This window comes from Pseudomonas sp. AP3_22 TE3818 (assembly GCF_053628995.1).
In genome coordinates, this window is record NZ_JBRJHL010000001.1 from 1035402 (window position 1) to 1054245 (window position 18844).

An 18844-nucleotide genomic window follows, 5' to 3' on the forward strand; every position below is an offset into this window, starting at 1 on the left:
CCTCATACTCCGCAGTCTATGGGTGCATCTGTCCTCCAAAGCTGCGGAGTAACCATGCTGATCAAAGTCACCAGAACGTCCGACTGCCATGAGTCGGACGTCACGCCTGAATCCCTCTATCTTTCTCGACGCAATGTGCTCGGCGCCACGGTTGCCGGTTTCGCTTTGGGCAGCCTGCCGCAATGGGCCAGCGCTGGTGATGCTGCGCGTTACCCGGATGTCGAACCCGGCAAGGCGCCTTCCTGGTTCAGCGAAAAACTTCCTGCTACCCAGTGGGGGGCGGTCAACGTCAAGGATGAGGCGATCACGCCGTTCAAGGATGCGACTCACTACAACAACTTCTACGAGTTCGGCACCGACAAGGGTGATCCGGCCGCCAATGCCGGCGCGCTGAAGACTGAGCCGTGGTCGGTGGTCGTGGACGGGGAGGTGGGCAAGCCGGGGAGGTATGCGCTGGAGGACTTCATGAAGCCGTACCAGCTTGAGGAGCGAATCTACCGACTGCGTTGCGTGGAAGCCTGGTCGATGGTCATTCCCTGGATCGGCTTTCCCCTCTCGGCGTTACTCAAGGAAGTGGAGCCGACCTCCAAAGCCAGATTCATCCGCTTCGAAACCCTGCAGGACTCCAAAAGCATGCCGGGCCAGCGCTCCGGTTTTGCCTTGATCGACTGGCCCTATATAGAAGGGTTGCGTCTGGATGAGGCGATGAACCCGTTGGCGATTCTTGCGGTTGGTATGTACGGGCGTGAGTTGCCTAATCAAAACGGCGCGCCGTTGCGTTTGGTGGTGCCCTGGAAATATGGCTTCAAGAGCATCAAGTCCATTGTGCGCATCAGTCTGGTCAGCGAGCAGCCGAAAACCAGCTGGCAGAGTATTGCTCCGGATGAGTATGGCTTTTATGCGAACGTGAATCCCACGGTTGATCATCCTCGCTGGACTCAGGCTCGTGAACGCCGCCTGCCGAGCGGTTTGTTCAAGCCCAATGTGCGCGACACGCAAATGTTCAACGGCTATTCAGAGGAAGTTGCCTCTCTATATACGGGGCTCGACCTGAGGAAGAACTACTGATGCGCTATCCGTTGTGGCGTATCGGTGTCTTTGTCGTGGTACTGGTGTGGCCGCTGCTGTGGTTGTATCAGGCCTGGGAGGATGCCCTCGGGCCGGATCCGGGCAAGGTACTGGTCGATCGATTGGGTCTGGGGGCGCTTGTTCTGCTGCTCGTGACTTTGGGTATGACGCCTTTGCAGAAGCTCACCGGTTGGCCGGGGTGGATTGTTGTACGGCGACAGTTGGGGTTGTGGTGTTTTGCCTATGTGGTGCTCCACCTCAGTAGCTATGCCGCATTCATTCTTGGTTTTGACTGGTTGCAATTGGGTGTCGAGTTGCGCAAGCGGCCTTACATTATTGTCGGGGCGCTGGGCTTTCTTGGTTTACTGGCATTGGCGGTGACGTCCAATCGATACAGTCAGCGGCGATTGCGGGCGAGTTGGAAGAAGTTGCATCGTCTGGCTTATGTCATTCTCGGGCTTGGATTGCTGCATATGCTCTGGATTGTGCGTGCCGACCTCAAGGAGTGGGTGATCTATGCATCTATAGGTGCGTTGCTGTTAGTGCTGCGGTTACCGCCCGTAGCTCGTCGAATCCCTCGTTTAACGGCTAAAAAGGCCTCTTCTGCCAAATAGGCGTAAAAAGGTGTTGACGGCAGATTTGAGATGTCTATAATTCGCCCCACTTCCGGCGCAGTCGAAACGGAAAACTCCTTGGTAAACAAAGAGTTACGCGGTTTTCGGCAGCGGGTTGCTTCAGGTCATCGAAGCGCAAAAGAAGTTGAAAAAGAGGTGTTGACAGCAGCGAGTAACGCTGTAGAATTCGCCTCCCGCTGACGAGAGATCGAAAGCGCAAGTGGTTGAAGTTGTTAAGGATTCCTTGAAAACTTCTGAAAAAAATCACTTGACAGCAAATGAGGCTGCTGTAGAATGCGCGCCTCGGTTGAGACGAAAGATCTTAACCAACCGCTCTTTAACAACTGAATCAAGCAATTCGTGTGGGTGCTTGTGGAGTCAGACTGCTAGTCAACAGATTATCAGCATCACAAGTTACTCCGCGAGAAATCAAAGATGTAACCAACGATTGCTGAGCCAAGTTTAGGGTTTTCTCAAAACCCAAAGATGTTTGAACTGAAGAGTTTGATCATGGCTCAGATTGAACGCTGGCGGCAGGCCTAACACATGCAAGTCGAGCGGATGACAGGAGCTTGCTCCTGAATTCAGCGGCGGACGGGTGAGTAATGCCTAGGAATCTGCCTGGTAGTGGGGGACAACGTTTCGAAAGGAACGCTAATACCGCATACGTCCTACGGGAGAAAGCAGGGGACCTTCGGGCCTTGCGCTATCAGATGAGCCTAGGTCGGATTAGCTAGTTGGTGAGGTAATGGCTCACCAAGGCGACGATCCGTAACTGGTCTGAGAGGATGATCAGTCACACTGGAACTGAGACACGGTCCAGACTCCTACGGGAGGCAGCAGTGGGGAATATTGGACAATGGGCGAAAGCCTGATCCAGCCATGCCGCGTGTGTGAAGAAGGTCTTCGGATTGTAAAGCACTTTAAGTTGGGAGGAAGGGCATTAACCTAATACGTTAGTGTTTTGACGTTACCGACAGAATAAGCACCGGCTAACTCTGTGCCAGCAGCCGCGGTAATACAGAGGGTGCAAGCGTTAATCGGAATTACTGGGCGTAAAGCGCGCGTAGGTGGTTTGTTAAGTTGGATGTGAAAGCCCCGGGCTCAACCTGGGAACTGCATTCAAAACTGACAAGCTAGAGTATGGTAGAGGGTGGTGGAATTTCCTGTGTAGCGGTGAAATGCGTAGATATAGGAAGGAACACCAGTGGCGAAGGCGACCACCTGGACTGATACTGACACTGAGGTGCGAAAGCGTGGGGAGCAAACAGGATTAGATACCCTGGTAGTCCACGCCGTAAACGATGTCAACTAGCCGTTGGGAGCCTTGAGCTCTTAGTGGCGCAGCTAACGCATTAAGTTGACCGCCTGGGGAGTACGGCCGCAAGGTTAAAACTCAAATGAATTGACGGGGGCCCGCACAAGCGGTGGAGCATGTGGTTTAATTCGAAGCAACGCGAAGAACCTTACCAGGCCTTGACATCCAATGAACTTTCCAGAGATGGATTGGTGCCTTCGGGAACATTGAGACAGGTGCTGCATGGCTGTCGTCAGCTCGTGTCGTGAGATGTTGGGTTAAGTCCCGTAACGAGCGCAACCCTTGTCCTTAGTTACCAGCACGTTATGGTGGGCACTCTAAGGAGACTGCCGGTGACAAACCGGAGGAAGGTGGGGATGACGTCAAGTCATCATGGCCCTTACGGCCTGGGCTACACACGTGCTACAATGGTCGGTACAGAGGGTTGCCAAGCCGCGAGGTGGAGCTAATCCCACAAAACCGATCGTAGTCCGGATCGCAGTCTGCAACTCGACTGCGTGAAGTCGGAATCGCTAGTAATCGCGAATCAGAATGTCGCGGTGAATACGTTCCCGGGCCTTGTACACACCGCCCGTCACACCATGGGAGTGGGTTGCACCAGAAGTAGCTAGTCTAACCTTCGGGAGGACGGTTACCACGGTGTGATTCATGACTGGGGTGAAGTCGTAACAAGGTAGCCGTAGGGGAACCTGCGGCTGGATCACCTCCTTAATCGACGACTCAGCTGCTCCATGAGCTCCCACACGAATTGCTTGATTCATTGAAGAAGACGAAAAGAAGCAGCCCGAAATTGGGTCTGTAGCTCAGTTGGTTAGAGCGCACCCCTGATAAGGGTGAGGTCGGCAGTTCGAATCTGCCCAGACCCACCAATTTTGTGTGGGAAACGCCTGTAGAAATACGGGGCCATAGCTCAGCTGGGAGAGCGCCTGCCTTGCACGCAGGAGGTCAACGGTTCGATCCCGTTTGGCTCCACCACTACTGCTTCTGATTGTATAAAGCTTAGAAATGAGCATTCCATCGATTCGATGGTGAATGTTGATTTCTAGTCTTTGACTAGTTCGTTCTTTAAAAATTTGGGTATGTGATAGAAAGATAGACTGAACGTTACTTTCACTGGTAACGGATCAGGCTAAGGTAAAATTTGTGAGTGGCTCTTAGGAGCGCAATCGAATTTTCGGCGAATGTCGTCTTCATAGTATAACCAGATTGCTTGGGGTTATATGGTCAAGTGAAGAAGCGCATACGGTGGATGCCTTGGCAGTCAGAGGCGATGAAAGACGTGGTAGCCTGCGAAAAGCTTCGGGGAGTCGGCAAACAGACTTTGATCCGGAGATGTCTGAATGGGGGAACCCAGCCATCATAAGATGGTTATCTTGTACTGAATACATAGGTGCAAGAGGCGAACCAGGGGAACTGAAACATCTAAGTACCCTGAGGAAAAGAAATCAACCGAGATTCCCTTAGTAGTGGCGAGCGAACGGGGACTAGCCCTTAAGTGGCTTTGAGATTAGCGGAACGCTCTGGAAAGTGCGGCCATAGTGGGTGATAGCCCTGTACGCGAAAATCTCTTAGTCATGAAATCGAGTAGGACGGAGCACGAGAAACTTTGTCTGAATATGGGGGGACCATCCTCCAAGGCTAAATACTACTGACTGACCGATAGTGAACTAGTACCGTGAGGGAAAGGCGAAAAGAACCCCGGAGAGGGGAGTGAAATAGATCCTGAAACCGTATGCGTACAAGCAGTGGGAGCAGACTTTGTTCTGTGACTGCGTACCTTTTGTATAATGGGTCAGCGACTTATTTTCAGTGGCGAGCTTAACCGAATAGGGGAGGCGTAGCGAAAGCGAGTCTTAATAGGGCGTCTAGTCGCTGGGAATAGACCCGAAACCGGGCGATCTATCCATGGGCAGGTTGAAGGTTAGGTAACACTGACTGGAGGACCGAACCGACTACCGTTGAAAAGTTAGCGGATGACCTGTGGATCGGAGTGAAAGGCTAATCAAGCTCGGAGATAGCTGGTTCTCCTCGAAAGCTATTTAGGTAGCGCCTCATGTATCACTGTAGGGGGTAGAGCACTGTTTCGGCTAGGGGGTCATCCCGACTTACCAAACCGATGCAAACTCCGAATACCTACAAGTGCCGAGCATGGGAGACACACGGCGGGTGCTAACGTCCGTCGTGAAAAGGGAAACAACCCAGACCGTCAGCTAAGGTCCCAAAGTTATGGTTAAGTGGGAAACGATGTGGGAAGGCTTAGACAGCTAGGAGGTTGGCTTAGAAGCAGCCACCCTTTAAAGAAAGCGTAATAGCTCACTAGTCGAGTCGGCCTGCGCGGAAGATGTAACGGGGCTCAAACCATACACCGAAGCTACGGGTATCACCTTCGGGTGATGCGGTAGAGGAGCGTTCTGTAAGCCTGTGAAGGTGAGTTGAGAAGCTTGCTGGAGGTATCAGAAGTGCGAATGCTGACATGAGTAACGACAATGGGTGTGAAAAACACCCACGCCGAAAGACCAAGGTTTCCTGCGCAACGTTAATCGACGCAGGGTTAGTCGGTCCCTAAGGCGAGGCTGAAAAGCGTAGTCGATGGAAAACAGGTTAATATTCCTGTACTTCTGGTTATTGCGATGGAGGGACGGAGAAGGCTAGGCCAGCTTGGCGTTGGTTGTCCAAGTTTAAGGTGGTAGGCTGAGATCTTAGGTAAATCCGGGATCTTAAGGCCGAGAGCTGATGACGAGTTACCCTTTGGGTGACGAAGTGGTTGATGCCATGCTTCCAAGAAAAGCTTCTAAGCTTCAGATAACCAGGAACCGTACCCCAAACCGACACAGGTGGTTGGGTAGAGAATACCAAGGCGCTTGAGAGAACTCGGGTGAAGGAACTAGGCAAAATGGCACCGTAACTTCGGGAGAAGGTGCGCCGGTGAGGGTGAAGGACTTGCTCCGTAAGCCCACGCCGGTCGAAGATACCAGGCCGCTGCGACTGTTTATTAAAAACACAGCACTCTGCAAACACGAAAGTGGACGTATAGGGTGTGACGCCTGCCCGGTGCCGGAAGGTTAATTGATGGGGTTAGCTAACGCGAAGCTCTTGATCGAAGCCCCGGTAAACGGCGGCCGTAACTATAACGGTCCTAAGGTAGCGAAATTCCTTGTCGGGTAAGTTCCGACCTGCACGAATGGCGTAACGATGGCGGCGCTGTCTCCACCCGAGACTCAGTGAAATTGAAATCGCTGTGAAGATGCAGTGTATCCGCGGCTAGACGGAAAGACCCCGTGAACCTTTACTATAGCTTTGCACTGGACTTTGAATTTGCTTGTGTAGGATAGGTGGGAGGCTTTGAAGCGTGGACGCCAGTTCGCGTGGAGCCATCCTTGAAATACCACCCTGGCAACTTTGAGGTTCTAACTCAGGTCCGTTATCCGGATCGAGGACAGTGTATGGTGGGTAGTTTGACTGGGGCGGTCTCCTCCTAAAGAGTAACGGAGGAGTACGAAGGTGCGCTCAGACCGGTCGGAAATCGGTCGTAGAGTATAAAGGCAAAAGCGCGCTTGACTGCGAGACAGACACGTCGAGCAGGTACGAAAGTAGGTCTTAGTGATCCGGTGGTTCTGTATGGAAGGGCCATCGCTCAACGGATAAAAGGTACTCCGGGGATAACAGGCTGATACCGCCCAAGAGTTCATATCGACGGCGGTGTTTGGCACCTCGATGTCGGCTCATCACATCCTGGGGCTGAAGCCGGTCCCAAGGGTATGGCTGTTCGCCATTTAAAGTGGTACGCGAGCTGGGTTTAGAACGTCGTGAGACAGTTCGGTCCCTATCTGCCGTGGACGTTTGAGATTTGAGAGGGGCTGCTCCTAGTACGAGAGGACCGGAGTGGACGAACCTCTGGTGTTCCGGTTGTCACGCCAGTGGCATTGCCGGGTAGCTATGTTCGGAAAAGATAACCGCTGAAAGCATCTAAGCGGGAAACTTGCCTCAAGATGAGATCTCACTGGGACCTTGAGTCCCCTGAAGGGCCGTCGAAGACTACGACGTTGATAGGTTGGGTGTGTAAGCGCTGTGAGGCGTTGAGCTAACCAATACTAATTGCCCGTGAGGCTTGACCATATAACACCCAAGCAATTTGACTACTCGAAAGAGCATCAGATTGCGGTGTGTGAAGACGAAACGAACCGAAAGTTCGAGAGACTCACAAAACACCAGCTGTCACATACCCAATTTGCTGAAGCGAGGCCACCTGGCCACGACTCAGTACCCGAATTTCTTGACGACCATAGAGCGTTGGAACCACCTGATCCCATCCCGAACTCAGAAGTGAAACGATGCATCGCCGATGGTAGTGTGGGGTTTCCCCATGTGAGAGTAGGTCATCGTCAAGATTAAATTCCGAAACCCCAATTGCGAAAGCAGTTGGGGTTTTGTTTTTGGGCGTAGAAAAAAGCGCGCTCAATCGAGCACAAATTGGCGCAGTTATTTTTGTCCCGGGACACTAGAATAGGTCCAACTTTTTCAGAGTCAGAGCGCTTATGCCGGATTCGGTTGACGCCAAAGAGCTGTCAGAATTACCACTTGAAAGTCTGGTTGCCTGCCATGAGTGCGACTTGCTCATGCGCAAGCCAGAACTCGCCCACGGCGAAAAAGCCCTGTGCCCGCGCTGTGGCTACGAGCTTTATGCCAATCGGTACAACGTCGTACAGCGCAGTCTCGCCCTGGTCATAGCCGCCTTGTTGTTGTTTATTCCGGCGAACTTTTTACCCATCATGCAGCTCAATCTACTCGGGCAGTCTTCGCAAGACACTGTCTGGAGTGGCGTTGTCGCCCTTTTTGACACGGGCATGCAAAGCGTTTCAGTGATTGTGTTCCTGTGCAGCATGGGGATCCCGCTGCTCAAGCTGCTGTGCCAACTGGCCGTATTGTTGAGTATCCGTTTTGATGTCGGGCGCAGCTACGGTTTGTTGCTCTATCGAATTTATCACCATATACGCGAATGGGGGATGCTCGAGGTTTACTTCATGGGCGTGCTGGTGGCGATCGTCAAGCTGGCAGATATGGCAGCCATCACCGTCGGCCTCGGCCTGGCGTGCTTCATTGGTTTATTGCTGATTCAAGTCTGGCTGGAGGTCGTAATGTCGCCTCACCAGATCTGGCAAGCGTTATCAGGAGAGGATGCCCATGCGGGCGATTGATGCAGGCATTCTGATTTGCAAGGAATGTCATGAATTGAACAGGCAGGAAGCTGATACCGACGAGCAGGTCTGTACACGCTGCGGAGCGTTGGTGCATGCCCGCAGCCCGAATAGCCTGGTGCGCACCTGGGCATTGCTGATTACCGCCGCCATTCTTTACATACCGGCCAATTTGTTGCCGATCATGACCGTGAACTCCCTCGGCAAAGGAGCGCCCAGCACGATCATGGCGGGTGTGATCGAGTTGGTGCACTACGGCATGTTCCCCATTGCGGCCGTGGTGTTTATCGCCAGTATCGTGGTGCCCACGTTCAAGCTGGTGGGCATTGCTCTGCTGCTGTTTTCCGTGCAGCGCCGTCAGCCCCTTTCGGCTCGCCAGCGTATCTGGATGTACCGTTTCATTGAATTCATCGGCCGCTGGTCGATGCTCGATATCTTTGTGATTGCCATCCTCGTGGCGGTCGTGAATTTTGGGCGGCTTGCCAGCATCGAAGCCAATCTTGGCGCCATCGCCTTCGCCTCGGTGGTGATTCTGACGATGCTTGCCGCAGTAACTTTTGATCCCCGACTGATTTGGGATAACACGGAGTCGGACGACGACCATGACTGATTTGCCTGTAGCGAAAACCCGACCGGCTTCGAACTGGTCTGCCATTTGGGTGTTGCCCCTGATCGCCTTGATCATTGGCGGCTGGCTCGGCTGGCGTGCGTATAACGAGACCGGTATCGAGATTCAGGTACGCTTTGAAAGTGGCGAAGGCATTCAGGCCAACAAGACCGAAGTTGTCTATAAAGGCATGTCGGTCGGCAAGGTAAAAAGCCTCAAGCTCGATGACGAAGGCAGTTCCAAAGGCGTGATCGCCAGCATCGAAATGAACAAGGACGTAGAGCAATACCTGCGCACCAGCACGCGTTTCTGGCTGGTCAAGCCGAGCGTGACGTTGGCAGGGATTACCGGTCTTGAGACGCTGGTTTCGGGCAACTACGTTGCGATCAGTCCGGGCGAGGGTGAACCGGTTCGCAAGTTCAAGGCCCTGGCCCAGGAACCGCCGCTTTCCGATGCCCAGCCCGGTCTGCACTTGACCATCAAGGCTGACCGCCTGGGCTCGCTGAACCGTGGCAGTCCGGTGTTTTACAAACAGATCAAAGTGGGCCAGATCAAAAGCTATGTGTTGTCCGAGGACCAGAGCACCGTCGAGCTCAAGGTCTTCATCGAGCCGACTTACGCCAAACTGGTGCGCAAACACACACGTTTCTGGAATGCCAGCGGCATCAGCATCGACGCCAATCTGTCGGGTGTGAAGATTCGCAGTGAATCCCTGGCCAGCATTGTCGCCGGTGGTATTGCGTTCGCTACACCCGAAAACCGTAAGGACAGCCCGCCTACCGACCCAAGCCTGCCGTTCAGACTCTATGAAGACTTCGATGCAGCGGCGGCCGGTATCCGGATCAAGGTCAAGCTCAGCGACTTCGAGGGCTTGCAGGCCGGTCGTACGCCGGTGATGTACAAAGGCATTCAGGTCGGCAACCTCAAGGCGCTGAAGGTCGATCCCGACCTGTCCGGGGCCACAGCCGAGTTGACGATGGACCCGTTGGCCGAGGATTACCTGGTCGACGGTACGCAGTTCTGGGTGGTCAAGCCGTCGATTTCTCTCGCCGGGATTACCGGTCTCGAGGCGCTGGTCAAAGGTAACTACATCGCTGTGCGTCCAGGCGACAAGGGTGCCGCTCCGCAACGCGAATTCGTGGCGCGGCCCAAGGCGCCCCCCCTGGATTTGCGTGCGCCGGGCCTGCACCTGGTGTTGTTCACCGAAAACCTGGGTTCGCTGGAAGTCGGCAGCCCGGTTCTCTACAAGCAGGTCAAGGTCGGTTCGGTACAGAGCTATCAGTTCTCGCGCACCAAAAAGCAATTGATCATCGGCGTGCATATCGAGAAGGAATACGAGGATCTGGTCAACGCCTCGACACGTTTCTGGAATGCCAGCGGTATCACGCTCTCGGGTGGCCTGACCGGTGGCATTCAAGTCAAGAGTGAATCGCTGCAAAGCCTGATGGCCGGCGGTATTGCCTTTGAAACCCCGGAAGCCAAGGCGCCGCTGCAAAAGCGCATTCCACGTTTCCGCTTGTTCGCCAGCCATGACGATGCCACGCAAAAGGGCGAGGTGATTACCATTAAGGTAGATCGCGCCGATGGATTGCGTACGGGCACGCCGATTCGCTTCAAGGGCCTGGATGTCGGCAAGATCGAGGACGTTGACCTGAGTGACGACCTGCAATCGGTGCTGCTGACCGCGCGGATTACCGAAGTGCCGGAGCGCATCGCCCGGGTCGGTAGTCAGTTCTGGGTGGTCAAGCCTGAACTGGGGCTGATCAAGACATCGAACCTTGAAACCCTGGTGACCGGGCAATACATCGAAGTGCTGCCGGCTGCCAAGAATCTGGGACCGCAGAAAAGCTTCATGGCCCTGGCCAGCCCGCCTGAGGCTGTAAAGCGTGAAGACGGTTTGAGTCTGGTGCTCAGCGCCGCTCGTCGCGGTTCGCTGAAGGCCGGTGTGCCGGTGACGTATCGCGAAATCACGGTGGGCAAGGTAACGGGTTATGAATTGGGGCAGACCGCTGATCGTGTGCTGATCCATATCCTGATCGAGCCGAAGTACGCACCACTGGTGCGTAGCGGCACGCGGTTCTGGAACACCAGCGGTTTCGACTTCGATGTCGGACTGTTCAGAGGTGCAACGGTGCGCACTGAATCCCTGGAGACGATGATTCAGGGCGGTGTCGCCTTCGCCACGCCGGACGGCGAGCGCATGGGCAGCCCGGCGCGACCGGAGCAGACGTTCGCGTTGTTCGACAAGTTCGAAGAGGAATGGCTGGGCTGGGCGCCGAAGATTTCGCTCGGCAAGTAGTTTTCTGGCGTCAGTGATGACGCCTTCGCGGGCAAGCCCGCTCCCACAGGGTTATCGGTTGGTCACAGACTCTGTGGGAGCGGGCTTGCCCGCGAAGAGGCCCTGAAGTTCACTGCAAAGCTAAATGACACACCTATGAAAAAGGCCGCGATCCATGGACCGCGGCCTTTTTCATTGCCTTCGATTCAAACGTCAGACCGCATCCAGCTCCGGTTCATCCGCTTGTTCGTTGACCGTCGCCTTCACCTGGTCGTGACGACGGATGTACTTCCAGTCCGCCTCGTCGATGTAGATGCCGGCCGGGCCGCTGCCGCCTTCCAGGTCGATGGCGACACTGGCGCAGACCTGCGGCTTCACGCTCGCCAGGATCGGCACGAAGCCCAGTTGCAAGCTGGTTTCCAGCAAGGCGGCCTGGTTCTTCTCATCGATGTCCGCCGCTTCATCGAGGTAGTACGGCAGGCGTACACGACCGGCCTGGTCACGGTCCATCAAGTGCAGCAACAAGTACATGTTGGTCAGCGCCTTGATGGTCATGGTAGTGCCGTTGGACGCGGCGCCGTCGATGTCGGTGTGGATTACCGGTTGGCCGTTGACCTTGGTGATCTCGAACGCCAGCTCGAACAAGTCCTTGAGGCCGAGCTGGTTGTGGTTCGCCGCCACCAGTCGTGCCAGGTATTCCTTGGCCTCTTCGTTCTTGTTGTCCTGTTCGGCACTTTGGCTGAGGTCGAAGACCGACAGGGTTTCGCCTTCCTCATACTGACCGGCGCTGTGGATGATCTGGTCGATGTGCTTGAGCGCTTCCTTGTTCGGCGCGAGCACGATGCGGAAGCTTTGCAGGTTGGAGACCTGGCGTTTGTTGATTTCGCGGTTGAACAGCGCCAGCTGGTGTTCGAGGCTGTCGTAGTCGCTGCGGATGTTGCGCAGGGTCCGGGCGATGTCCGTCACGGCGGCACGGCGAGCCTTGCCCAGGGTCAGGGCTTCGTCGGTGCGGTGTGCATAGGCGTTGATCAACAGCTGCAGGCGACGCTCCATATCGTCTTCGCTGTCGAACTTGGCCACGCCCTTGAGGCGTACCTGAGCGTACAGCGCTTCGATCTGGCCGTCGGCCCGCAGCAGGCCTTGCCAGCTGTCCTGATAGTCGTTGAGCAGCGGCAGCAGGTTGTCCATGGAGTCGTCGATCGGGTCCATGAATGGCGTGCCGAACGGCAGGTCCGCCGGCAACAGCTGACGGCGGCGCAGGGCGTCGTCGAGGGTGCGTTGCTTGGCTTCCATGTCGCCGATCTGCCGGCCGACCAATTGCAGCTTGGCCGACAGTTGCTGGACGCGCTCGGTAAAGGCATCGCTGGAACGTTTCAATTCGTCCTGTGCGGCTTCCATCTGAGCCATCTGTTCCAGCTTGTCGCCTTCTTCGGCGCTCAGGGTTTGCGCGCGACGGAAATCTTCCAGGGCTTTCTGCGCATCCAGCACTTGCTGGTACAGCACTTCGGTCTGGGTCTTGCTCGCGGCACGGTCGGCAGCCACGGCTTGCTGGGTTTTCAGTTGCTTGAGTTCTTTTTCCAGGCGTTCTTTCTGGTCGCGCAGGGCCGCACGGTCAGCCAGAGCCTGCAAGGCCGGTGGTTCGATGTGCGAGATGTCGATGGACAGGCCCGGCACTTCGAAGCGTTCGCCTTTGAAGCCGTCGAGGATCAGCTCCACGGATTTCACCCAGTCGCCGTTTTCGTCGAGGGTGATGCCATGTTCGCCCAGCGGCAGGCTGAACAGCGCGCTGTTGAACAGGCGCATCAGGCGCTCGACGTCCTGCTGCGAGAACTCTTCGCGCAGTCGGGCGTAGCTGTTGTTGTCGGCGTGATCGAGCTGCTGCTTGACCGACTTCAGGCGTTTTTCCAGATCGCGCAAACGCTCGTCGAGGTCTTCGGCGCTGAACTGACGAGACTGCGCCAAGGCGCCGGCCAGTTCATCGTGGGCGTCCTTGGCGGCCAGCAGTTGCTGCTCCAGCACCTTGACGTCATCGACCAGGGCAAAGCGATGCTTGAGCACCGACAATTCGCCGAGCCAGCGCTGGATGCCGGTGATTTCCCGCTCCAGGCGCATCAGTTCCTGAGTGCCACCGCGCTGGTCGTTTTGCAGGGCGTCCTGCTCGTTGCGGTAGTGCTCGGCCTGAATGGTCAGCTCTTCCTTGCGCGCACTGGCGTAGTCCGACCAGGTGCCCAGCAGTGAATCGAGCAGCGGCGAGATGCGGTGCAGTTTGCCGCGCAGAATGTCGCGTTGTTTCACGCCGTTGGCCAGCGCTTCGACCAATGGACCGGCGGCGACCAGCGAGTTGTAGTCCTGCTCCATGCGTCGTACATCGCGGAAGGCTTCTTCGCACGCGGCAATGTAATCGACGCTGCCGGATCGCAGGCTGTGTTCGAAGGCATCGAGGAACAGTTGCTTGAGTTTGGCCGCCGTGATTTCGCGCATGTGCAGCAGGTTGATGAACAGTGCGCGGAAGGTCTTCAGGCTCTGCTCGCTGGTGGAGCGCAACGGGATCAGCGTCAGGTCCAGCGGGATCGAAGTGTGGCCTCCGACCAGCAAGCGGCGCAGTTCGTCCGGCTTGAGTTCGTAGGCTTTCAGGCCTTCGCGCTCAAGGTTGGTGAACAATTCTTTCTGACGCAGGCAGGTGTCGTTTTTCTGGTAGTGGGCCAGGTCCAGCTTGCCCGCGTAGGCAAAGAACTGGTGACCGAAGCCGCCACCGGGGCCGCGACCGACCACGCCGATCACGTGCGGACCGTGGGGCAGGTTGACTTCGACCAGGATGTAGCTGGTGTCCGAGGCAAAGTAGAAGCGCCGGGATTGTTCCAGGCTGTACTTGCCGAAGCTCATGTCCGACATGCGCGCCAGGATCGGGAACTGCAAGGCGTTGATCGAGGCGGATTTACCGAGGTTGTTCGCGCCGTACACCGACAGCGGCTCTTCCAGGGGGAACAGGCCGAGGCTGTAGCCGGCGGTGTTCAAAAGGGCAAAGCGGCGGATACCGTAACGTTCCTTGCTCATGCGTCGAGCTCCTGTTCTTCGGCAATGGCCCGGGCCAGGGCGTCTTCTTCGCTTTCACTTTCGAATTCGCTCAAGTCGAGCGGGTCGTCGGTCTGCAGCAGTTTTTCGTCGCTGTCTTCATCGATCAGCACCGGTACCGGCAACGGCAGGACGCTGTGCAGGCTGGCGGCCAGATCGCGGTCCTGTTGCACCGACAGGCACACATCGAGGAAGCGGTGCATCGGCGGCAGGAAACGGTAGACGCCGTTTTCTTCACTGGCGAAACCGAGCTGGGTCATGCGGCGCATGATCTTTTCTTCCAGCTCTTCCTGGGTCTGCACTTCGGCCTGGATGAACAGGTCGCGGTACTTTTCCAGCAGCGACGGCAGCTCATCGCGGCCGAGGCTGCCACCGTCGAGCACGGAGATCGGGTCACGGCCCTGGTCGGCCAGGTGCTCGACGAGGATGAAGGTGAACAGCGCCAGGCGCTGGGCGGTCTTGTTCACCGCCGCTGCCGCGAGGTCCGGCACGAAGTAGTAGAAGCCGCGGGTGTCACAGACCAGTTCAAAACCCAGTGCCTTGAACAGCGTGCGGTATTGGTCCTGAAAGTTCGACAACTGTGCGTACAGCTCCGGATCGCGGCGGCTGACGTGGTAACCCTTGAACAGCTCGCGAAAGATCGGCGCCAGATGGGACAGTTCGGATAGATCAAGATGCATAAGGAGTGCTCGCGGAATTCTCGGCGGCGTCATCGCTGACCGAGAGCAGGGCGAAGGAGCGCAGGCTGACCTGGTGCTCGTGAGTATGGTATTCGCGACGTTCCAGACGCTCGCGCTTGAAGCGTTTTTCCCGCGACAGGCGCGAGAACCAGTACAGCAATTCGTCGGTGGCGCCGTCCGGTTCCTGCTCCAGCAGCCAGGTCATCAGGTCCGGCATCGGCAGGGCGTCTTCGCAGCGCTCGAGCATTTCCCGAACCGTGCGAGGCGCGCGTGGTGCATCGCCGCCCTTGTGGGTCTTGTGCGCCTTGGGGAAACGCGCCGGTTTCGGTTCGAAGCGCGCCAGCGCGTAGACGTAGGCTTCAACCTGACTGGCGCTGCCGAGGAAAGTGCTTTGCGGCCGTGTGAACAGCGGCATCGCCGCTTGTGGTACGGCGTCGATGCCCTTGCGACGGATGGCGGCCAGGGCCAGCGCCGCGCCACGGGTCACGGCATTGTGCCGGCGGGCCTCTTCACGCAACGGCAAGAGCAGCTCGCGGGCATGACGCAGGGTCAACTGGGCGCTGGTCTGCATTTCGAGGATGCGCGCGTGGGTGCGCAGCAGCATGTCGTCGTCGACCAGGTGGCCGAGGCGCTGCTGTTCGCTGAGCATCTTCAGCAGCACGGTTTCGACCTTGCGCACGCCTTGTTCGAAGGCGCCGTCGGCGTTCACCAGATCAATCATCGGCTCGACGTACTCGTCCCAGGTCGCCAGCACTTCCGCGTAACGCTGGCGCAACGGAATCTGCCGGTCGCTGGTTTTCGCCCGTTCGGCGACGGCCACCAGTGCCTGTTCGTCGTTATCGAGTTTTTTCAGCACGTCACGCACGCGCATGTCGAGCAGGCGCAACTGGCGGGCCAGGTCATTGCCGTCGCGGATGTCGAACGCGTCCTGGATATAGCCGGCCAGACGCTCAAGGTGGCGCAGGTAGGCTTCGATCTCCAGGCACAGGCCCAGGCGGTGTTCACGGCGCAGATAGGCGAGGAAGTCGTGAATCTGTGCATTGAGCTCGAAACGGTTCGGGCTTTTGGCCACGGGAACCAGGATGTCGAGGCGAATCCACACGTCGAGCAGGCTGGTAATGTCCTGCGGCGTGCTGTCGAGTTGCTGGGCGGCCAGTTGCGTGCGCAGTTCGTTGAGGCTCAGTGTGCCTTGGTCGAAGTGCTCGCACAGTGGCTCCAGAAGTGCCCAGTGTTCAGCGAGGGCGCGCAAGACGCGCTTGGGTTCGATCATCGGAATGGCCGGCTGGTTGGCGATTAAAAGCAGCGATTGTACTGCATCGGGGGCAATGCGATTCACTCTCGGGACGGGCTGTTGTTTTTTCTGTCGGTGAAGTCTATCGATCAACAGCGCGCGATCTTGTGCGAACGGCGGTAGAATCAGCGCACTTTAGTTATCCACAAGTGGCCGACCTTTGCTTATCGAGTCCCGTCGTCGCGCTTATTTGAACGCCATGCAGGTGGTCAACTGGCTGCCGCGCACCGAATTGCCCTTTGCTGCGCCGTCACGCCCCGAGCTGCTGGAGATACCCGAGCCGGCCGTGGTCGCGCCTGTCGTGCCGGCTGTCGTGGCTGAGACGCCCGTGGCGCCTGTGGTCAAGCCGGCCGAGCGGGTGAAGATCGAGGTGCCGCGACCATCGCTGGCGAGCACCCGCACCGGTGCCAAACCGGTGGAAGAGGCCGAAGAGGCACCCGTCGTGGTCAAGGCACCGGTCGTGCCGCCGCCGCGTTTTGCCCTGCAATTGCTGCGGGCCGGGCGCTGCCTGCTGCTGGTGGAGTTACCCACAGGCGAACCCTTCCAGACCCGCGACCCTGCTTATCTGCTGCTCAAGGACATGCTGCGCGCCGCCGGTCTGCCGGACAGCCCGCAGATCGTCGGCGAGCCGGTGCGCTGGCCGCTGCTGGTGCGTGGCACGATGGACCAGGGCCCGGAAGCGGCCCGCGACTTCGTGCAAGGTTTTCTCTCGGTGCGCATGGAAGAAACGCCCTGCGCCTGCCTGTGGCTGATCGGCCTGCCCGCCGTGCGTTTTGCTGGCGAAGCGGATGCCGAGGCGTTCAATCGCGAGTTGCAGATCGAAGGCCTGGGCTCGGCCTGGGCGGTACCGGGCCTGGAATTATTAATGGAAGAGCCACAGCGTAAGGCTGATGTCTGGCAAGCCATGCGTCGGCTGATGGCGCGCTGGAAAGAATCGAATGAGTGACGCTGTATCGTTTCGCCCGATGACCGAGGCGGACCTGGAAACCGTGCTGAAAGTCGAGTACGCGGCCTATAGCCATCCCTGGACCCGCGGGATTTTTCTCGACGGCCTGGGCAAATATCAGATCTGGCTGATGTTCGAAGGCCAGCAACAGGTGGGCCACGGTGTGGTGCAGATCATCCTCGACGAGGCGCACCTGCTGAACATCACGGTCAAGCCGGAAAACCAGGGCCGCGGCCTGGGGCTGACATTGCTGGAGCATTTGATGTCGATTGCCTACAAGGCCGACGCCCGGGAGTGTTTCCTGGAAGTGCGCGACAGCAATACCGCGGCGTTCAAACTGTACGAGCGTTATGGTTTCAACGAAATCGGCCGGCGCCGGGATTACTACCCGGCGGTGGGCGGTCGCGAAGATGCGGTGGTCATGGCCTGCACATTGGTCGATTGAGCTTAAAAGCTTCGTCGGATCGCCGCCCGGAGCAAGCCCGCTCCCACATTTGGAATGCATTCCCCTGTGGGAGCGGGCTTGCTCGCGAAGGCGGCTGAACAGGCACTAAAAAACTATCGCTTGCCGTCCATCGGATCGCGCCGCGCCATTTCCGCCTCATCCAGACCATTACCACCGCCAATATCGTCCTCATCGACGATACTCAGGTCGCAATCCGCGCCTTTATCATTGCCCGCCTCATGGGCATCCCGGGCGCCGTCTTCGCGGATCAGGGTTTCCGGGCTCAGGTCGTCGTCGGTAGGTTGATGGTCGCCGGTCGAGGCGCCCGTCAGGCCTGCTTCACGTCCGCGGCGGGGTGGCATCAGTTCGCGCTCGTTTTCCGGCAGTTCGTCACCGATCCTGGCGCTGGGTTCTTCGGTGTCGAAATCCAGCTCGCGCACCGAGCCCATGCGGTCTTCGTTATCATCGACCGGTTCCGGTTGCACCGCATCGTACGGACGTCGTGAATCATTCATGGCAATTCCTCATACTGTAGGCCTTACTACGGTTGACCCACATGGCTACCGAGAATTCCACCGGCATGGAGCCCCGTGTACCGGATCAGGAGAGCATCCGCATTTCGCGCGTGACCTCGACGGACGGTTGTCAGTCAAAGCTGCGCATCATTCTTGAGGCTTCAGAGCATGAACGAATTACAAGATCTGATTGATAACAACGAGCGTTGGGCCGCTGCGATCAAGGAGGAGGATCCTGACTTCTTCGCCAAGCTGGCCCGCCAACAGACCCCTGAGTTCCTGTGGATCGGTTGTTCCGATGCCCGGGTGCCGGCCAACGAGATCGTTGGCATGCTGCCGGGCGATCTGTTCGTACACCGTAATGTGGCCAACGTCGTGCTGCACACGGACCTCAACTGCCTGTCGGTGATTCAGTACGCAGTCGACGTACTCAAGGTCAAACACATCCTCGTCACCGGCCACTATGGCTGCGGCGGCGTGCGCGCCTCGATGCAGGATCGCCAGTTCGGCCTGATCGACGGCTGGCTGCGCTCGATTCGCGACCTGTATTACGAAAAGCGCGAAGAACTCGCCAAACTGGCCACCGAAGAAGAACGCGTCGACCGTCTCTGCGAACTCAACGTGATCCAGCAAGTGGCCAACGTCGGGCACACCAGCATTGTGCAAAACGCCTGGCACCGTGGGCAGAGCCTGTCGATCCATGGCTGCATCTACGGTATCAAGGACGGTCGCTGGAAGAGCCTGAACGCCACCATCAGCGGCTTCGAGCAATTGCCGCCGCAGTACCGCCTGCGTCCGTTCGAACCCCTGTAAAG

12 protein-coding genes, 2 tRNA genes and 3 rRNA genes are annotated in these 18844 nt (G+C 57.3%); 13 read left to right on the plus strand and 4 right to left on the minus strand.

Features of this window, described 5'->3' with window-relative positions; genetic code table 11:
- Positions 1–54: 54 nt before the first annotated feature.
- The 10 genes from msrP to AB7M25_RS05010 all read left to right on the plus strand — a co-directional run bounded on the left by msrP (position 55) and on the right by AB7M25_RS05010 (position 11101).
- Positions 55–1068 (plus strand): protein-methionine-sulfoxide reductase catalytic subunit MsrP, encoded by a 1014-nt coding sequence (gene msrP / locus AB7M25_RS04965; protein ID WP_429389978.1) that lies wholly within the window; start codon positions 55–57, stop codon positions 1066–1068.
- Positions 1068–1682, plus strand: a complete 615-nt coding sequence (gene msrQ / locus AB7M25_RS04970; protein ID WP_454237034.1) for a protein-methionine-sulfoxide reductase heme-binding subunit MsrQ — start codon at positions 1068–1070, stop codon at positions 1680–1682. Before msrP ends, msrQ begins: the two co-directional genes overlap by 1 nt.
- Positions 1683–2174: 492 nt before the next feature.
- Positions 2175–3711, plus strand: a 16S ribosomal RNA gene (locus AB7M25_RS04975).
- A gap of 81 nt (positions 3712–3792) precedes the next feature.
- Positions 3793–3869, plus strand: a tRNA-Ile gene (locus AB7M25_RS04980).
- A 30-nt stretch (positions 3870–3899) separates the two neighbouring features.
- A tRNA-Ala gene (locus AB7M25_RS04985) sits at positions 3900–3975 on the plus strand.
- Positions 3976–4222: 247 nt separating this feature from the next.
- Positions 4223–7116: ribosomal RNA gene (locus tag AB7M25_RS04990) — 23S ribosomal RNA — on the plus strand.
- Between the two features lie 156 nt (positions 7117–7272).
- Positions 7273–7388: ribosomal RNA gene (rrf, locus tag AB7M25_RS04995) — 5S ribosomal RNA — on the plus strand.
- The 16S, 23S and 5S rRNA genes sit together here with 2 tRNA genes alongside, the layout of an rRNA operon.
- Before the next feature lie 147 nt (positions 7389–7535).
- On the plus strand, positions 7536–8195 hold the full coding sequence (locus tag AB7M25_RS05000; RefSeq protein WP_104449425.1) for a paraquat-inducible protein A: 660 nt from the start codon (positions 7536–7538) through the stop codon (positions 8193–8195).
- The gene (locus AB7M25_RS05005; RefSeq protein ID WP_102701498.1) at positions 8182–8805 is read left to right on the plus strand and encodes a paraquat-inducible protein A; all 624 of its coding nucleotides are present in this window, start codon (positions 8182–8184) and stop codon (positions 8803–8805) included. The genes AB7M25_RS05000 and AB7M25_RS05005 overlap by 14 nt, the downstream gene beginning before the upstream one ends.
- Complete coding sequence (locus tag AB7M25_RS05010; RefSeq protein ID WP_429389618.1) at positions 8798–11101, plus strand: PqiB family protein; 2304 nt, start codon at positions 8798–8800, stop codon at positions 11099–11101. Before AB7M25_RS05005 ends, AB7M25_RS05010 begins: the two co-directional genes overlap by 8 nt.
- 192 nt (positions 11102–11293) lie before the next feature.
- On the opposite strand, the gene mksF is transcribed toward AB7M25_RS05010, so the two are convergent.
- Genes mksF through mksB form a run of 3 tightly spaced genes read right to left on the minus strand, consistent with a single transcriptional unit; the run spans position 11294 to position 16102 of the window.
- A complete protein-coding gene (gene mksF, locus AB7M25_RS05015; protein ID WP_102701500.1) occupies positions 11294–14134 on the minus strand; it encodes an Mks condensin complex protein MksF in 2841 nt (946 codons plus the stop codon).
- Positions 14131–14832, minus strand: coding sequence for an Mks condensin complex protein MksE (gene mksE, locus AB7M25_RS05020; RefSeq protein ID WP_429389616.1), 702 nt, complete (start codon positions 14830–14832; stop codon positions 14131–14133). The genes mksF and mksE overlap by 4 nt, the downstream gene beginning before the upstream one ends.
- Positions 14822–16102 (minus strand): Mks condensin complex protein MksB, encoded by a 1281-nt coding sequence (mksB, locus tag AB7M25_RS05025; protein WP_165824779.1) that lies wholly within the window; start codon positions 16100–16102, stop codon positions 14822–14824. Before mksB ends, mksE begins: the two co-directional genes overlap by 11 nt.
- A 220-nt stretch (positions 16103–16322) precedes the next feature.
- On the opposite strand from mksB, the gene AB7M25_RS05030 reads away from it, so the two are divergent.
- A complete protein-coding gene (locus AB7M25_RS05030; protein WP_429561720.1) occupies positions 16323–17069 on the plus strand; it encodes an energy transducer TonB in 747 nt (248 codons plus the stop codon).
- A complete protein-coding gene (gene rimI / locus AB7M25_RS05035) occupies positions 17062–17514 on the plus strand; it encodes a ribosomal protein S18-alanine N-acetyltransferase (RefSeq protein WP_150772090.1) in 453 nt (150 codons plus the stop codon). Before AB7M25_RS05030 ends, rimI begins: the two co-directional genes overlap by 8 nt.
- A 113-nt stretch (positions 17515–17627) precedes the next feature.
- On the opposite strand, the gene AB7M25_RS05040 is transcribed toward rimI, so the two are convergent.
- Positions 17628–18029 (minus strand): serine kinase/phosphatase, encoded by a 402-nt coding sequence (locus AB7M25_RS05040; RefSeq protein ID WP_429389613.1) that lies wholly within the window; start codon positions 18027–18029, stop codon positions 17628–17630.
- A 168-nt stretch (positions 18030–18197) separates the two neighbouring features.
- Between AB7M25_RS05040 and can the strand changes: the two genes are divergently transcribed.
- Positions 18198–18842: a carbonate dehydratase gene (gene can, locus AB7M25_RS05045; protein ID WP_007978048.1), complete on the plus strand. Its 645-nt coding sequence runs from the start codon at positions 18198–18200 to the stop codon at positions 18840–18842.
- Positions 18843–18844: the final 2 nt, after the last annotated feature.

What these genes read in the sequence shown, in the direction of transcription:
- AB7M25_RS05040 (WP_429389613.1), bottom strand. Translation starts at nt 18,029, where the DNA reads ATGAATGATTCACGACGTCCGTACGATGCGGTGCAACCGGAACCGGTC.
- mksF (WP_102701500.1), bottom strand. Translation starts at nt 14,134, where the DNA reads ATGAGCAAGGAACGTTACGGTATCCGCCGCTTTGCCCTTTTGAACACC.
- can (WP_007978048.1), top strand. Translation starts at nt 18,198, where the DNA reads ATGAACGAATTACAAGATCTGATTGATAACAACGAGCGTTGGGCCGCT.
- msrP (WP_429389978.1), top strand. Translation starts at nt 55, where the DNA reads ATGCTGATCAAAGTCACCAGAACGTCCGACTGCCATGAGTCGGACGTC.
- AB7M25_RS05010 (WP_429389618.1), top strand. Translation starts at nt 8,798, where the DNA reads ATGACTGATTTGCCTGTAGCGAAAACCCGACCGGCTTCGAACTGGTCT.
- AB7M25_RS05000 (WP_104449425.1), top strand. Translation starts at nt 7,536, where the DNA reads ATGCCGGATTCGGTTGACGCCAAAGAGCTGTCAGAATTACCACTTGAA.
- mksB (WP_165824779.1), bottom strand. Translation starts at nt 16,102, where the DNA reads ATGATCGAACCCAAGCGCGTCTTGCGCGCCCTCGCTGAACACTGGGCA.
- msrQ (WP_454237034.1), top strand. Translation starts at nt 1,068, where the DNA reads ATGCGCTATCCGTTGTGGCGTATCGGTGTCTTTGTCGTGGTACTGGTG.
- AB7M25_RS05030 (WP_429561720.1), top strand. Translation starts at nt 16,323, where the DNA reads ATGCAGGTGGTCAACTGGCTGCCGCGCACCGAATTGCCCTTTGCTGCG.
- mksE (WP_429389616.1), bottom strand. Translation starts at nt 14,832, where the DNA reads ATGCATCTTGATCTATCCGAACTGTCCCATCTGGCGCCGATCTTTCGC.
- rimI (WP_150772090.1), top strand. Translation starts at nt 17,062, where the DNA reads ATGAGTGACGCTGTATCGTTTCGCCCGATGACCGAGGCGGACCTGGAA.
- AB7M25_RS05005 (WP_102701498.1), top strand. Translation starts at nt 8,182, where the DNA reads ATGCGGGCGATTGATGCAGGCATTCTGATTTGCAAGGAATGTCATGAA.